At 59.0% G+C, this 16015-nt stretch carries 15 protein-coding genes; 7 read left to right on the forward strand and 8 right to left on the reverse strand.

Going from position 1 to position 16015, the window contains the following annotated elements:
- The first annotated feature begins 100 nt into the window (after positions 1-100).
- The 4 genes from RVM24_RS13715 to RVM24_RS13730 are packed head-to-tail and all read left to right on the forward strand — an operon-like array spanning position 101 to position 3813.
- Positions 101-1273, forward strand: coding sequence for an ABC transporter substrate-binding protein (locus RVM24_RS13715; protein WP_431474221.1), 1173 nt, complete (start codon positions 101-103; stop codon positions 1271-1273).
- Positions 1274-1314: 41 nt separating this feature from the next.
- Positions 1315-2289 (forward strand): YVTN family beta-propeller repeat protein, encoded by a 975-nt coding sequence (locus RVM24_RS13720; RefSeq protein ID WP_431474222.1) that lies wholly within the window; start codon positions 1315-1317, stop codon positions 2287-2289.
- Positions 2286-3008: an ABC transporter ATP-binding protein gene (locus tag RVM24_RS13725; protein ID WP_431474223.1), complete on the forward strand. Its 723-nt coding sequence runs from the start codon at positions 2286-2288 to the stop codon at positions 3006-3008. The genes RVM24_RS13720 and RVM24_RS13725 overlap by 4 nt, the downstream gene beginning before the upstream one ends.
- Before the next feature lies 1 nt (position 3009).
- Positions 3010-3813 carry an ABC transporter permease gene (locus RVM24_RS13730; RefSeq protein ID WP_286922144.1) on the forward strand — a complete coding sequence of 268 codons (804 nt, stop codon included), beginning with the start codon at positions 3010-3012 and terminating at the stop codon, positions 3811-3813.
- A gap of 12 nt (positions 3814-3825) precedes the next feature.
- On the opposite strand, the gene RVM24_RS13735 is transcribed toward RVM24_RS13730, so the two are convergent.
- The 3 genes from RVM24_RS13735 to RVM24_RS13745 are packed head-to-tail and all read right to left on the reverse strand — an operon-like array spanning position 3826 to position 6291.
- Positions 3826-4497 carry an ATP-binding cassette domain-containing protein gene (locus RVM24_RS13735; RefSeq protein ID WP_152439136.1) on the reverse strand — a complete coding sequence of 224 codons (672 nt, stop codon included), beginning with the start codon at positions 4495-4497 and terminating at the stop codon, positions 3826-3828.
- Positions 4490-5266: an ABC transporter permease gene (locus RVM24_RS13740; RefSeq protein WP_354446010.1), complete on the reverse strand. Its 777-nt coding sequence runs from the start codon at positions 5264-5266 to the stop codon at positions 4490-4492. Before RVM24_RS13740 ends, RVM24_RS13735 begins: the two co-directional genes overlap by 8 nt.
- A complete protein-coding gene (locus tag RVM24_RS13745; RefSeq protein ID WP_431474224.1) occupies positions 5263-6291 on the reverse strand; it encodes an ABC transporter substrate-binding protein in 1029 nt (342 codons plus the stop codon). Before RVM24_RS13745 ends, RVM24_RS13740 begins: the two co-directional genes overlap by 4 nt.
- A gap of 266 nt (positions 6292-6557) precedes the next feature.
- On the opposite strand from RVM24_RS13745, the gene RVM24_RS13750 reads away from it, so the two are divergent.
- The gene (locus RVM24_RS13750) at positions 6558-7235 is read left to right on the forward strand and encodes a response regulator (RefSeq protein ID WP_106694070.1); all 678 of its coding nucleotides are present in this window, start codon (positions 6558-6560) and stop codon (positions 7233-7235) included.
- Positions 7236-7250: 15 nt separating this feature from the next.
- Here RVM24_RS13750 and RVM24_RS13755 read toward each other — a convergent pair whose 3' ends face one another.
- The 4 genes from RVM24_RS13755 to RVM24_RS13770 form a co-directional block, all read right to left on the reverse strand.
- Entirely contained in the window at positions 7251-9515 is a 2265-nt protein-coding gene (locus RVM24_RS13755; protein WP_431475409.1) for a NahK/ErcS family hybrid sensor histidine kinase/response regulator, read from the reverse strand.
- On the reverse strand, positions 9499-10659 hold the full coding sequence (nosP, locus tag RVM24_RS13760; RefSeq protein ID WP_342631211.1) for a nitric oxide-sensing protein NosP: 1161 nt from the start codon (positions 10657-10659) through the stop codon (positions 9499-9501). The genes RVM24_RS13755 and nosP overlap by 17 nt, the downstream gene beginning before the upstream one ends.
- Positions 10660-10914: 255 nt before the next feature.
- Positions 10915-12018 carry a porin gene (locus RVM24_RS13765; protein ID WP_152439141.1) on the reverse strand — a complete coding sequence of 368 codons (1104 nt, stop codon included), beginning with the start codon at positions 12016-12018 and terminating at the stop codon, positions 10915-10917.
- Positions 12019-12196: 178 nt separating this feature from the next.
- A complete protein-coding gene (locus RVM24_RS13770; protein WP_431474225.1) occupies positions 12197-13564 on the reverse strand; it encodes a WS/DGAT domain-containing protein in 1368 nt (455 codons plus the stop codon).
- Positions 13565-13912: 348 nt separating this feature from the next.
- Here RVM24_RS13770 and RVM24_RS13775 point away from each other — a divergent pair, with 348 nt between their 5' ends.
- Positions 13913-14836: an alpha/beta hydrolase gene (locus RVM24_RS13775; RefSeq protein ID WP_152439143.1), complete on the forward strand. Its 924-nt coding sequence runs from the start codon at positions 13913-13915 to the stop codon at positions 14834-14836.
- Positions 14837-14930: 94 nt separating this feature from the next.
- Entirely contained in the window at positions 14931-15680 is a 750-nt protein-coding gene (locus RVM24_RS13780; RefSeq protein ID WP_152439144.1) for an FFLEELY motif protein, read from the forward strand.
- Positions 15681-15686: 6 nt separating this feature from the next.
- Here RVM24_RS13780 and RVM24_RS13785 read toward each other — a convergent pair whose 3' ends face one another.
- The gene (locus RVM24_RS13785; protein ID WP_061330695.1) at positions 15687-15965 is read right to left on the reverse strand and encodes a polyhydroxyalkanoic acid system family protein; all 279 of its coding nucleotides are present in this window, start codon (positions 15963-15965) and stop codon (positions 15687-15689) included.
- Between the last annotated feature and the right edge of the window lie 50 nt (positions 15966-16015).

The following is a 16015-nucleotide window of genomic DNA, read 5'->3' on the forward strand; positions in this document are numbered from 1 at the left end:
GGAATAGTTCTTTAGTACTGGCACTTTCCTACTTTCTGAATATTTCACCGGCATTGCCCCTTCTCTAAGCTGGAATCACAACAACAAACCGGAGAATCCAATGTCTTTGCTATCCAGGACAGCGGCAGCCACCCTGCTCACCATGCTCAGCGCAGCTCCTCTTTACGCGGAGGCGCTCGACGTTCGCATCGGCTACCTGCAGTGGGTGCCAGACAAAGGCCCCGTGTTATCCAATATTATTCCAGAGCCCGAGGATGCGGGCCTGCGAGGAGCCGAGCTGGGACTGGCTGACAACCAGACCACTGGCCGATTCCTCGGGCAGAACTATGAACTGGAAACTGAATTAACGGGTTCCCATGAGGAAATCCTGGCGGCGTTTGAAGCCATGCATGACAAGGGTACCCGGCTGTTTGTCATCAATGCGCCAGCGCAAACCGTCCAGGCCATCATGGGCCGGGCAGGTAACAACACACTGGTCTTCAATGCCGGCGCCAAAGACGATGCGCTTCGCACCGCCGAATGCCACGTTAACCTGCTTCACACCGTGCCCAGCTACGCCATGCTGACCGATTCACTGGGCCAGTGGCTGAATATGCGGCGCTGGACCGACCTGTTCCTGATTACCGGCCCGACCGAGGAGGACAAGGCCTGGGCCGATGCGTTTCGCCGGTCTGCCAAGCGCTTTGGTCTGAAGATTGTCCAGGACAAGCCCTGGACTTTCGACGCCGACCTGCGCCGCACTGCGGCCAAGGAACTGCCAGCCTTTACCCAGGCCCGCGCCTACGATGCCGTCGTTGTGGCCGATGTGCGCGGTGATTTCGGCGAATACGTTCCGTTCAACACCTGGCTGCCCAGACCCGTGGTCGGCACCCAGGGCATGGTGCCGGTCACCTGGCACCGGGTGGTCGAAGCCTGGGGTGCCGCGCAGCTTCAGAACCGGTTCCGGGCCTTGGCCGAGCGCGACATGAACGGCGACGACTACGCTGCCTGGGCCGCTGTCCGTTCGATCGGTACCGCGGTAACCGACCTGAAGGTGGCCGACGCCAACGAGATTCGCGACTTTCTGTTTACCGACAAGTTCCAGCTGGCCGCCTTCAAGGGGCGCAGCCTGAGCTTTCGGGACTGGAACGGGCAGCTGCGCCAGCCAATCCCGCTGGTCCATCCCAGAAGCCTGGTCGCACAGGCCCCCTTTGACGGCTTTTTGCACCCAAATACCGAAATGGACACCCTCGGGTTCGACAAACCCGAGAGTCAGTGTCGCATCAACGGCTGACCCTGAGCGGCGCCAAACTGAAAACAAGAAGGAGCAACACCATGAAATCATTGTTTAAACACGCTGCTCTAGCGGCCATGATCGGCCTGTCTGGGCCAGCCATGGCCAGCCTGGCTTATGTTTCCAACGAGAAAGACAACACCCTGTCGGTGATCGATACAGAAACCCACCAGGTGATTGATACCATCGAGGTGGGGGCCCGCCCGAGAGGCATTCTGCTGTCCAAGGACTTTACCAAGCTCTATATCTGCGCCAGTGACGACGACACGGTGCAGGTGCTGGACCTGGCCACCCGGAAGATCATCGACACCCTGCCCTCCGGCGAGGACCCAGAGCAGTTTGCCCTGCATCCGAACAACCGGCATCTATACATTGCCAATGAGGACGATGCCATCGTGACGGTGGTAGACGTACAAACCAAGGACGTGCTGGCGCAGATTGATGTGGGCATCGAACCAGAGGGTATGGCGGTCAGCCCGGACGGTAAATGGGCGGTCAACACCAGTGAAACCACCAGCATGTTGCACTGGATCAACACCGAGACCTTTGAGATCGAGAAGAACGTGGTCGTTGGCCAGCGCCCCCGCCATGTGGAGTTCACCAAAGACAGCAAGATTGCCTGGGCCTCCGCAGAAATTGGCGGCACCGTGCACATCTTTGATGTCGACACCATTGAAGAAATCAAACAACTTGAGTTCAAGATCCGCGGCGTACCGCAGGATCGCGTACAGCCGGTTGGCATTCAACTGACCTCTGACGGCAAGTACGCGTTTGTGGCCCTGGGGCCGTCCAACCACGTCGCCGTGGTGGATGCCCAGACCTACGAGGTTCTGGACTATCTGCTGGTAGGTTCCCGGGTATGGCAACTGGCACTGGATAAGGATGAGAAGTTCCTTTACACCACCAACGGTGTCTCTGGTGATGTCTCTGTGATTGATGTGGACCAGCTCAAGGTCATCAAATCCATCAAGGTGGGCCGCTACCCCTGGGGTGTGGTAATCGATCCGACTTCATGACCATCGAAGCCCGGGACATCAGCTTCCGCTACGGAGGCAAAGCGGTTCTGAAGGAGGTCAGCTTCGCGCTGACCTCTGGCCGTTTCCATGCACTTCTGGGCCCAAACGGGGCAGGCAAATCCACCCTTTTCGGTGTGCTCACCCGACTACTGGCCTTGCAGCAGGGCGATGTCTTGCTGGGCGGCCAGTCACTCAGAAAACAGCCCGCAGAGGCGATGCGGGAGATCGGTGTGGTGTTCCAGCAGAATGCCCTGGACCTGGACCTGACCGTGCGCCAGAACCTGCACTACCACGCCGCCCTGCATGGCCTGTCCCGCAAAGAAGCCCGAGCCCGTGGTGACCGTGAGCTGGCCCGGTTCAAGCTACTCGACCGGGCCGACGACGCGGTTCGTCAGCTCAATGGGGGGCACCGCCGGCGGGTGGAAATTGCGCGCGCACTGCTTCATCAACCCTCCCTGTTACTTCTGGATGAGCCCACCGTAGGCCTCGATGTCGCCAGCCGGCGGGCGCTCAACGAACACGTGCGGACCCTGTGCGAGCAAGACGGACTGACCGTACTCTGGGCCACGCACCTGATTGAAGAGGTTCAGGAGCAAGATAAAGTGATGATCCTGCACCAGGGCCGCTTGCTGGCAAACGGCACGGGACAGGTGATCTGCGAGGAGCAAGGCGCACAGAATCTGGCAGACACGTTCCACAAACTGACCGGAGCCGGCTGATATGAAAGCCATTGATTACTGGCACTGTTTCCTGGGCATTCAGACCCGGGAGTGGCTCAGGTTCTGGCAACAGCGCACCCGCTTTGCCAGTGCGCTGGTGCGGCCCCTACTCTGGCTGGTGGTATTTGCCGCCGGGTTCCGGGCGGTTCTGGGCATTTCCATTATTCCCCCCTACCAGACCTACATCACCTATGAAACCTATATCGTGCCCGGGCTGTGCGGCATGATTATCCTGTTCAACAGTATGCAGGGGGCCCTGTCGATGGTGTATGACCGGGAACTGGGCAGCATGCGGGTGCTGTTGATGAGCCCCCTGCCCAGGCCGTTTCTGCTGATTACCAAACTGCTGGCCATGGGTTTTGTGTCAGTGGCCCAGGTTTATGTTTTTCTGCTGATCGCATGGCTGGTTGGCGTAGAACCACCCCGCTGGGGGTATCTGGCAGTTCTGCCGACGTTGATCCTCACCAGCCTGATGCTGGGCGCACTGGGATTGCTGATTGCCACCTGGATAAAACAACTGGAGAACTTCGCGGGGGTGATGAACTTTGTCATCTTCCCTATGTTCTTTATGTCTTCCGCCCTGTATCCGTTGTGGCGCATGAACGAAGCCAGCCCGTGGCTTTACTGGATCTGCCAGTTCAATCCGTTTACCCACGCAGTCGAAGCGATCCGGTTTTCACTCTATCTGGAATGGAACCCTCTGGCCGTCGGCATAACCGCCGGCGTGACCATCGTACTTTCGCTTTTCGCTACCGCGGGTTTTCGCCCCCAGCGGACGAAAATCCTGGGGAGCAAGCCCGCCTGATCCGGCCGAGTGTCAGGAGCCCACTCTATCCAGCCTCCTCAGCTGCTCTAACAACTCGCGAACGGCTCCCGACTCCACCACCCGGTCGTCCCATTGCAACCTTGCTGGCTTACCGTCGAGGTACCAGAGCCGGTTTGCCAGTAACTCTGCATCACCGCTGTCGTGGGTCACACAGATCATGGCCATATCCGGGTTTGCGTCCAATATGCCGGCGATCAGCTGTTTCAGATCTCCCGCCATGATCGGGTCGAGCGAGGCAAAGGGCTCGTCCAGCAGTAGAAGGTCCGGCTTGACCGCCAGGCAGCGGGCCAACGCAGCACGGCGCGCCATCCCCAGTGAAAGCTGATCCGGCAGGTAATGGCCATAACCGGCCAAACCAACCTGTCGCAACAGGTGCTCAGCCTCCTCATCGCTCGCGCCCACCAGCCGGAGGTTGGCTTTCAGGCTTCGCCAGGGCAACAGCCGATGCTCCTGAAACAGGTACCCGACTCGCAGTGTTTCACGACCAACCACCGCACCGGCCGGCATTGAGTGATCCAGGCCGGCGATGGCATTGATCAGCGTGGTCTTACCGATGCCGGACGGCCCCAGCAAGCAGATGCGGTCGCCACGCTTGATGGTGGCAAACACTTCGCCCAGCACGGGCTGTGCATAGTCCCGACCGCGTATTCTCAGCTCAAGCATGGGCCTGCTCCGGCTGTCGCCAGCGATTGGCCCGTCTTTCCACAGGCTGTAACAGCCCCAGTTCGATCAATTGCACAACGGCGATAAACGCCAGGCTGTAGGCCAGAATGGCTGCAACGTCGAACACCTGGAACGCCAGGTGCAGCTGAAAACCGACACCGCTGGAACGCCCCAGCAGTTCAACCACCAGAACGATTTTCCAGATCAGCGACAGCCCTCCCCGGGTGGCCGCCATCAGATAAGGAAAGAGCTGCGGCACCCATACCTCACGGAGCCGCTGCCAGCGGGTAAACCTGTACACGGTAGCCATCTGTTCCAGCCGGTAGTCCAGGCTGCGTGCACCTTCTCGTACTGTGACGGCAACGTTCGGGATCTTGTTGATAACAACCGCCATCACCGCGGCCGCCTCCACCAGCCCGAACCAGACATACATCAGTATGATGGTGACCAGCGCAGGCAGGTTCAGAAGCAGCACCAACATGGGATCAAACAGTGCGTTGGCGGTGCGCGACCGGCCCATCACAATGCCGATACACGTACCCAGCAGCATCGCCAGGGTAAACGCCACCGCGACCCGTGCCAGCGTGGCGCCCAGATGGAACCAGAGCTGACCGCCCCGCGCTTCCTTCATCAAGGTTTCCAGCACCTGCAATGGTCCGGGTAGCAACGGGGATTCCAGGTGCCAGGCAAACAGCCCCCAGAACACAATAAACAGGGGCAGTACCAACCAGTAGCTCCAGACCGGCGGGCGACCTGCCTGGCTGCTCACGGCGGGCTCCGGTAGAACAGGGTTTCGGGCATCAGGGCCTCGGCATCAGCGCCTGTGAGTACCAGCAGCCGCTGGAGATCGCCACGGCGCTGTTCGGTCAGCAGCGCCGGGGTGCCCGCCACAAAGCCATCCCGCAGGGCTTCGAACACAGCCTCTGTGGACTGCCCCATCAGAGGCCGTAACCGCTGCCAGTGCGAAGGTTCACCGGCCAGCTCGGCTTTTGCCTGTTGCAGCGAACGGGCAAAGCGTTCAATCAACCCGGCATGCTGTTGCGCCCATTCTGAGGGAAAGACATAACCCAGTACCGGCAGGTTCGGGTCCAGGTCCAGAGCCCTGAGCAGGTCCGCCATCCCGAAAGCCGAACGCCAGCCGCCCTCGCCTCTGAGCCGGGCAGAGAAGTGCCAATAGGTGACGATGGCATCAACCTGCTCACGCTTTAGCGCCTGGTTCAGTAGTGGCGGGGCGGCAAACTGCACCCGGGCATCTCGAGCCAGATCGATACCCTGTCGCTCTGCCACCTTGGTCAGCAGCACCCAGCCCTTGCTGTCCGGCCCGCCGGCTACGCCGATGCGTTTGCCTGCCAGGTCAGCCACCGAGCGAATCGCAGACGTCTCCGGCACGACGATATCCCCGATCTGGCTTGAGAACGGCACATACAGGTAGGGGGTGCCAGCTTGGAATCGCGACTGCGCCCAGAGCAAATCAGCCACCGCGCCATGCACGGAACCACTGGTGACTGCCAGCCGTGACGCTGGCAAATTCGCCACCAGTTTCAGGTCAAGCCGGTAGCCGTTCTTCTGGTCCAGTTTTCTGTGTTGCAGATGATCCAGTTCCCAGTGCGCGGTACCGAACTGAAGCACGCTGACGCTGAGAACGGGCAACCCCGCCGGCTCCCGCGAATAGCCGTTGTCCGGTGTTACCAGCAAAACCGCGGCAAACACCAGGCTGAGCACGCGAAAGCCCCGTGAGAACCACCCCTTGAGGCCCGGGTGTACGGCTTGAGTTATTCTTGTGTGATGCTTCATACCATCACGATACGAAGCCCTCAGCCCTTCAAGAATAGTACTTTGGTGCCTGTTTTTTGGTGCGATGGTCGCATTCAACCCAAGGCCAATATGGCGTGTAATGAAACCATCACAATAATAAACAGAAGGTGATCGCACCCATGCAGACACCTTCTGCACAGGAGGCCGCCATGTTAACCGAGCTTGATGCCGCACTCTCGTCGGAAAAACGCTATGATGAATCCGACACCACTCCCGAAGACGACAATAAACAGGCAGAAACATCCATGGAGCCGGCGTATAAGATTCTGATTGCCGACGACCACCCCCTGTTCCGGGAAGCGATCAGCAGTGTGATCGCCTCAGGATTCCAGGGCAGTGAGATTATCGAAACCGATGATCTGGACAGCGCGCTGGAAATCACCCGCGAAAACGACGACCTGGACCTCATCCTGCTGGATCTGAATATGCCAGGCATGCACGGCCTCAACGGCCTGATTACCCTGCGCAACGAGGCCCCGACTATCCCGGTGGTCATCGTTTCTGCCGAAGAAGACAAACAGGTGGTTCTGCAGGCGATCACTTACGGCGCGGTGGGCTTCATCACCAAATCCTCACCCCGGGCCCAGATGACCGAAGCCATTCAGCAGATCCTGAATGGCAATGTATACCTGCCCTCCGATATCATTCGCACCGGCAAGGAAAGCAACAGCCGCAGAGCCCGGCACGAAGACAACCCCATTTCTCCGGAACTGCTCAACTCCCTGACCCGTCGCCAGTTACTTGTGCTGGAAAGAATGTCCAAAGGCGAGTCCAACAAGCAGATCGCCTACAACCTGAACATTGCAGAAACCACCGTAAAAGCCCACGTTTCGGCCATTCTGAGGAAGCTCGGTGTGCACAACCGGGTGCAGGCCATTCTGTCGGCCAGTGATGTGGATTTCAGCCAGTACCTGAAGCGTTGACCAGTCTTGAGGGGCTCAGCCCCTCAAGACATGATTGAGCACCGATCTTAATTTCAGCGGCTTGACCGGCTTGTTCATCAGCAAATACCCCAGCTCGCGGATGTGCTGTTTCAGCTCGTTGGTGTAATTGGCCGTGATCATCAATACCGGCGCCGGCTGACTGCGCCGGCCATTGATCTGGGCAACCGCATCCACACCGTTCTCATCGTTATCCAGATGGTAATCCGCCAGGATCAGGTCCACCGGTGCGCTGGCGATATCCACTTTGGCGTCCAGATCAGGCACAGAGACAGCGGTCACCACCCTGCAATCCCAACCCTCCAGCAGGGTTTTCATCCCCTCACAGATGGCCAGATCGTTGTCGATAACCCACACCCTGGCGCCGGACATGCCGTGATCCACTTCGACCTTCTGGATGTCCGTGGTCGCCGCCGGCGAGGGCTGCAACTGCCCCAGCGGCACCCGCACGCTGAACACCGAGCCTTTGCCCTCAGTCGACGCCACAGACACTTCATGCCCAAGCATGCGGGATATCTTGTCGACGATCGCCAGCCCCAGGCCCAGCCCCTTGTCGGCCTGAGAGCCACTGGGGCGAATACGTTTGAATTCCTGGAAGATCTCGGTCAGCTTGTCCTCGGGAATACCCGGGCCGGTGTCCCAAACCTGCAGTAACACGTGATCATGCCGGCGGCGAACACCGAGCAGGATGCGCCCCTGACCGGTGTAACGGATCGCGTTGGTCAGGAAGTTTCTCAGGATTCTGGCCAACAGCTGGGAGTCAGACTGCACCACCGCCGACGATGGCACGAAATCCAGCCGCAGCCCCTCTGCCAAAGCCATCTGACGGAATTCCCGGGCGATGTTGTTGAGCAGATCCCGCAGATCAAAGGCGGTCACGTCCGGTTTGATCACCCCAGCGTCCAGTTTGGAAATGTCCACCAGCGTGCCCAGCAGGTTCTCGACGTCATCCAGCGAGGTGCTGACCGAGCGCACCAGGCCCTCGGCCCTGGGGCCGAAGCTTTGCTCCTGCAAGGCGCTGGTGAACAGACGGGCAGCATTGAGCGGCTGCAGCAGATCGTGACTGACGGCGGCCAGAAACTTGGTTTTCGACAGATTGGCCCGCTCAGCCTCCAGTTTGGCCTCCCTGAGGCGCGCCTCAACCGCTGCACGCTCCGAGATCTCCTGACGAAGCTGGGCGTTGAGGCCGGTCAGTGCCGCTGTGCGCTCCCGTACCCGCTTCTCCAGGTTGTCATAGGCCTGCTCCAACGCCAGCGCGGTTTTTCGGCGATCGGTAATATCACGAATCAGCACGAAGAAGCCGACCACTTCGCCATTGTCATCAACGTTGGGCACATACGATCTGAGCATGTACCGCTGCTCACCCCGAACACCGGTTTCGTCAAACTCGAATGTCACGCTGTGGCCGTCCATGACCTCCAGAATCTGGGGTAGCAGCCGCTGGTAAAATTCAGGCTCGTGCACCTCGTCCAGGCGCATACCCAGGGGCGACTGCCCGGGCTGGCCATACCAGGCCTGGTAAACCTTGTTGCAGAACTGCACGGTCAGATCAGCGCCCACGTATGCAATCAATGCCGGCACATGGTCTGTCACCACGCGAATCCAACGCTCGCTTTCTTCCAGCGCCTTGATACGGCGCGCCATTTCACTGTTCTTGACGTCAGTGATGTCGGAATACAGCACCACAAGCCCGCCTTCCCGCGTGGGCCTTTCGGTCATCTGCACCCAGCGGCCGTTGGACAGCAGGAACACCGTGCCCTCGGCATCCTCGTGACTGTGCTCCTCGACGACCAGCCCGGAGCTCAGCGCTTTCGATTTCACCTTGTCTATCGGGGTGCCCGCTGCCGGCACCGGCACACCGGCATGGCGCCAGTAACTCCGGAAACGACTGTTGGTCTGAATCAGGCAGTGGTTGTGGTCGAACAATACGAATCCATCAGCAATGCTTTCAATAGCATCGTTCAGGCGCTGGCGCGAGGTCTCCGCCTCTTCCCGGGCACGCATCAGGGCTTTGTTACTGGCCTTGAGTTCTTCCATGGTCAGGTTCAGGGCTTCCGTGCGCTCACGGACCTGCTCGGCCAGTATCACCGAGTGCTCGAACGCCGCGTAGGGCTCCGGCTTGTGGGCAGAGCCAGACTCCACCCGAACAATCAGCGCGTCCCGGATGTCACGCAGGCGCCGGTTTTCAGCTTCCAGTTCCGCAATGCGTTGGTCCTTGGCAGACTCGCCGGAAGATTCGGGGAGATCAGGTACTGAACTCAGGCTGGCCAATGACCACCCCCGTAAAGGTCTGATTAATGTGCATACCGTTGAACTGCTCCCCGTAGGTGTTGAACCCCACCACACGGTGCGCTTTGAGAAATTCGGAAACCGCGTCACTTTGTCCGGTCAGCTCGGCTTCGAGCCGGCGTAAAAAGCAGTCGCACCCCAGTGTTACCAGCGGTGTGCCGACCACCCGCTCGGAGGCTTCAATCTGGGTTCGTACACTGTCCAGGAGCGAACCCGGCGCCATGGCGGTCATGACAATGCCAGTCTCCACTGCGCAATAGAACGTGAGACTGCGATCAGGATTGACTCTCTGGATAGAGCGAACGAAATAGTTCCCTCCCACTCGAACGCCCAGGGGCCGCAGGGCAAACACCTTGCGGTCCAGTTCATCCAGCGATACGCCCACCGCCCGAGCATAGACCTCAGCTGCCGGCTCCGCGTTCAACTCGTATACAGTCCGGCTTTGCGGACAGGCCCGGGTAACCACCAGTTTTTCATCCAGCGGTTCCATGTGGTGGGTCGAGAACACCCGGAAATCCAGCGGGGTATTGACCAGCATGACGGTGGCCGCCCCGCAGTGAAATTCACCATCGTAATAAACGTGGGTATCGGCCAGGCGCTCGTCGTCCCCCGCAGATCCACCAAACTGAGGGATTGTGCCTAAAGCCGCATTGAGAGTCGCCAGTACCAGTTCTTCCCGGCTGGAAAGACCATCCAGCAAGGTAATGGCAAAGGTATTGCCCTTGACCGGCGCCAGGTTGGCATCCCGGCAGGTGGTCAGCATCTGGTCAATGACACCCTGGGCGTCCTGGAGGGTGAATCGATCCAGCTGCCGAATCAAAGCACAATCGATGGCGAAGTAACGGGCATCAAACCCGATGGCGCTGATGCAGCCCCGGTCGTATCCCTGCTCGGTAATCTCACCGGCCGAGGTGCAACCGTAGACACGCACACCAGAGAAGGCTTTTTGCAGAGCGGGACCCAGTTTCTGCAGGTCATACTCAACAGAGCAGAAGAACAGCACGCAACCCAGGTTGTCGTGCACAAGCCGCTTGGCAAGCTCTGCGGCGGCCAGCTCGGGCTCGCGGACGCTGGAACTGGCGACTCGCACTGCGGGTAACTGACTGACTGGCTTCATCGGTAGCCTGCTCGGAATACGGGAATCTGATACCGATTCTACGCCTCCTGAACCACCAGCCAATGCGACTTCAGTGCACTTTGTCGGCGCGCCAAATCTTCCGTAAGCCATTGATTATCTTCCCCTTGAATCAATGTCCGGTGACGCAGCCAGGTTTTGGCAAGAGCAAACCGGCACTTTAGTCTGAGACGGCCATCGCAGGCGCACCGGCTTCCTGCCGGCTACCTGCAAGGCCATAGACAGGAGCGAAGCTCCTCAGAACATCACAACGGCACCCAGTGCCAGAGTGTTGGCGTCTGCGGTTTTCACACCGGTAGACTTGGTTTCCTGCTCGAACATATTGTATTCGGCCACCAGCTTGAAGTTACTGTTAACGTCGTGGAACACGGCTACAGACATATTCTCGGTCTCGAAATTGCCCTGATCGGAATCGGTTTCACCGTAAGACAGCACAAAGCGGTTCGCCCCCAGGGTGTAGGAAGCCTGAACCAGGTAGCCATCGGCGTCTTCTTCAGAGGCCAGAGCCCCATCCGTAATCAGAACCGGCACATCGCCTTTGGAAGTGAAGCCTGAAGCCGTCAGGGACAGACCGGCCACAGCCGCTTTCACACCATAGCCAACGCCCTGACTGTCGATCTTGGTAGTGGCGTTTTCGGAGCTCTGATGACGACCGTTCACCCAACCCGTCAAGGCCACGCCGTTCAGGTCAGCGCTGTAGGTGACTTCCGCCTCAAAACGCGGGGCAGACTGCTCAGACTGGGCGCCCGGCGTGGTGTTGGCAGGCTCAAAAATACCCGCTGCAACGTTCAGGCCGCCCATGTCCGGTGTGCGATAGGTGATCTGGGCTGACGGATTTGGGTAAGGGTAGCCGGTGCGGATATTGCCGAAAGACACGCCTGTGGCTGCACCCGGAGAACCAAAACCCATCAGGATCTCATCCAGGAAGATATTGGAACGGGCGTACAGGCCGAAATCTTTACCAATCAGGACCTGACCAAAAGCGCCATCCACGGTTGCATACAATTGACGCACATCGATTGCGGTGTCGGTCGGCGACTGCAGGCTGTCGTTGATCGTGCTCCAGAACGATGAACGGCCACCCAGTGTCAGGTCGCCCATCTCCTTACTGAAATTGAAGCCGATGGTGTTCGGCAAAAAACCCATCTTGACGTCGGAATTGCGCACGTCAGCAACTTTGTCATCACGGTTCACGTAAAACGCATTGAAGTAGCCATCCACCGAAAAGCTGGTGCCGTCCTCGTTGTACAGTTCAATGGCTGCATTGGCTCCGGCACTGGCTCCCATGGCCGCCATCATGGCAATGGCCAACCCTGACTTTCTGAAGTTGTTGTTTTTCATACATCCCCCGGTTGTTTTTTGGAAATCTGGGATAAGAGGACCGGTTATCCGATCGCTCCAGGCGAGGTCTGACGCCTGATTTCCATGGTCGGTGATGCAACAACAGGGGGGAATGCTTCCAGCGAGCAGGTTTTCTGCTCATTTGGGAGGCATTTGAAACGAAACTTTGGAAGTACGACTACGTGGAAAGACCACCCGGGAACTGGTCCAGTTCAGACAAGCAGTCATCAAGAAACTCATGGGGGTTGGCCAGAATGGCCTCATCCGCCACCACACCAAACTGCACCTGACCGGCGTAGCTGACGATACTCACACCCAACCCGATATCGCCGGCCTGGGGCACCCAGAACATCTGCTCGGTGATGGCACAACCGGCCAGGTAACGGGTCTCCGGCGTACCAGGCACATTGGACACCACCGCAGAGGCCTTGCGGAAAAACAGGTCAGCCAGTGGTTTGCGCCCCACCTCCGGCAACAGCGCGGCGCTGGCCGTCAGCCCCCAGGCGATCCCCGGCTGCCAGCTCTTCTTGAGCTTGCGGGTTTCATGCTTGATGCGGAACAGCCGCTCCAGGGCACTGGCACCATCCACCGGCATGGGCACGAACACCGTGCCAAAGCAGTTGCCGGGCTCGCCGTCCTCCGGCCGAACCCCCTCCGGCATCCGGGACCGGATATCCACGGGCACGGCCGCATGCATGACCGCATCGTCCAACTGTTCTGGTGACATCCCCAGCCGTGGGCGCACAGCCGCCGCCACACAGGCCAGTAACACATCGTTGATCGTAGTATGGGTGGCCGATGCGACTGCACGAAAACGGTCAAGCGCCACCGGTTCAGACCACCGACAGCTACGCCGGCCCAGCAATGGCCGCCGCAACTCAGAGGGCGTATCGGCCGGTTCCACCAGAAACTCGCTGAGCTCATGCACCATCCGGGCACTGGCCTCCAGTGCCCGCCCGGCGTGCCCCGCCCCTTTGGTGGGGCCATCATCCGGTATCGCGCCGGAAACCTGGCCTGCCTGGGCAGCCATATTTCCCAACCATTGCCTGGCGTAGGTTGTCCACCGTTCCAGCTGCGGCAACTCGGCGGCGCCATAGATGGCCGGATACTGCCGGGGCGACGGCGGGCATAGTGTTGAGAAAATGCCCAGCAGGGACAGCCCGTCGGCGTAACAATGATGCAGGCGCAGCAGCAAGGCCGCACCACCCTGGGCGTTGGGCGCCAGCCAGAACTTCCAGCCCGGGCGATACCGCGGCAGCGGCTCGTTCAGCCGCGCCGACACCCAGTCCTGCAACTGATGCTGATCAAACCGGTCTATCACCACATCAAGGTGATGGGAAACGGAAAAAGTGGGGTCTTTCTGCCAGTACCAGGCCGGCGCCTTCCAGACCGGGCGGCAGAGAAAACGCTCCCAGGCGGTCCAGTACACCTCCAGAAATTCCCGGAACCGGCCGGCCGTCAAGCCGTCAACCCGGAGCATAATGGTAATGGTCATGGGGTTTTCCGGCCGTTCCAAAGCCAGCCAGGCCGAATCCGAAGACAGCATGAGATGCGATTGCTCCTGGTTCAAACCTGATAGTCCCCGATGAATAACGTGCCCGATAAGTAAAAAGCCAATCCCGCATTGTGCCAGAGTCCTTTACGGGGCTCCATCACCGTGCGTCGCCCACAGCGTTACAAAAAATTACCTGCAAGTAACCCTTCGGCTCTATACTGGTTATATGTAATGATGCAATGGTTATAGAGAATGACCACGATGCTGCGCGATTGGCTACAGATCTCCGGAAATCCCGGCGGTAGTGCCACTAACTCGCCCAGCCAAACGCGGTACAAATGAGAGACCGGCACAACCAAAACCAATAACAGTCCATTGCAATGCCGGGGGAGATGAATCATGAAAGCCAGTCATGTTCGCAAACTGATCAAGCCTATCGAGAGCGCCTATTCAGAGATGTTCTCAGGCCGGGTTTACCGTGTTGGTAAAGGCGCCGTATCGGTGCGGAATCATAGCGGCGCTGCGGAACATACCGTCATCGGCGTCCACGGCTTTCTGGAAAATCACTGTTACTTCACCCAGGCCTATGACGGCCCGACCACCGAACTGATTCTTCTCACCTGCAGCAACTACCATATTCCGGTAAACGGTGTCACGCCGGAGAACCCGGGCTGGGAAGTGCCCATCAAGCACCTGGAAGGTACCATTGAGTATGATGCCTGTATTCTGAATCAGGCACTGCAAAACCTGCCCAGCACCCGCAATATCCGGATCCACGGCCACTCCAGGGGTGGTGCGGTGATTCTTGAAGCCATCAAGCAGTGGCCAGAGCTGTACGAGGATGTCGAAATTGTGCTGGAAGCGCCAGTGCTGCCCCAGGGCAAACTGCACGCCCTGGTGACCACCCTGCTGGAGCCGGTCAGCCACGGCATGTGGCCCTGGCTGATCCGTCTGATCAACAGCGCGCCGCAATCCGCCTATGGCCAGACATTCTTTGGCAAGATGAACCCGAGAAAACGGCAGCTGCTGAACAAATTGTTCTATGCCACCAAGGATCATCTGACCATCGTGCGCAACATTGAAAATATCATGGAGTGGATGGTCCGCACAGACACCTCGGTGTACCAGCATGTGCGCCATGGCACGTTCCTGATACCTGCGACGGATCGCATCCTGGATCGCAATGCCATGCTGGCCAGTGCCCGTACCAGCCCGACCAACATGCGCATCATCGAAACCGAAGCCCCCAGCCACTTCATCACACTGGACAGCAAGGAATGGGTGCCCGGTCTGGAAACTCTGCCTGTTGCCGCCGAGGGCTGAACCTTAACAGGTGCAGCCCGGTTTCCGCTTCGCTAAACTGAGCGCCTTTTTCTGAGGCCATGCCTCTTGTCGCCGGTTTTATTGGAGCCCCTGCATGTATCGTGAGCGCCTGGTCACAACGGACGTGAATTCAGAAAACGCCCACCGGCTTAAACGCCTGCTACTGGAATACCACGACTTTCGCCAGCTCAAGTCAGCCCACCCCCTGCTGGAAGACACCCGCCGCATCGCCGACTGGCAAGCGGAACGGCTGAAAGCCACGCACCAGGACCTTTACCAGAACCCCGGCTATCACACTGGCCTGGAATTCTTGCTGACAGACCTTTACGCCCCTGCTGGCATGACCCAACGGGACGATAACATCGACCGGGTCTTCCCGAAGATGGTGAAGTGGCTACCAGACCATCTCTTGGGCACCTTCGCCGGGCTGGTTGAACTGAACCTGGTCACCCAGAGCCTGGATCTTGAACTGGCACAATGGTTTGACCGGCACAACCTGAGTACCGCCTCAATCACCACCAGCGACTATTGCGACGCTTATCGGGCCAGCGGCCAGTTGAGCATCCGCAGCCGGCAACTGGAACTGGTGGCCGACACTGGCCAGCAGTTGGACCGCTACGTGCGCAACCGCACCCTGGGCTGGCTGCTGTCGATGAGCCGGGGGCCGGCGGAAATGGCCGAGCTGGGCGATCTGCACAGTTTCCTGCACCGGGGCTACAGCGCATTCCGGAAGATGGAGGATGTCGACGTGCTGATTGAACGGCTGATCGGCCGGGAAAAACAGGTGATGGAGAACATACTGGCGAGCCACCCGGAACCCTTCTCGGTACCGGGCAACCTTTAACCGGGCTCAGGCTGTGAGAATCTGGTCCAGTTGCGAGTGAATTTCCTGCTCGATACGGGATTTGAACGGGCGCAGCATCAGCCCCAGTTCCAGGCGGATGTGCAAATCACTGTCAGAGAGATCCAGGTGGCCTTTCACCCCACTGCGCTTGAACGTGAGCAGGTCGCCCTCCCACTGGTAATTGACGTCGAACTGCTTCGACAGATCTTTCGCCAGGGTTTCTGCCGCTTCACGGGCGTGGGCTTTGTCCAGGGAGTGGGCGCGATGAATATCAATGACAGACATGGATCAGTTTTCTCGGTTGTTTGGAGACAGATTTACAGTGTAAGTCGGCA

It is taken from the genome of Marinobacter sp. KM021, from assembly GCF_050707965.1.
GTDB classification, from domain to species: domain Bacteria; phylum Pseudomonadota; class Gammaproteobacteria; order Pseudomonadales; family Oleiphilaceae; genus Marinobacter; species Marinobacter shengliensis.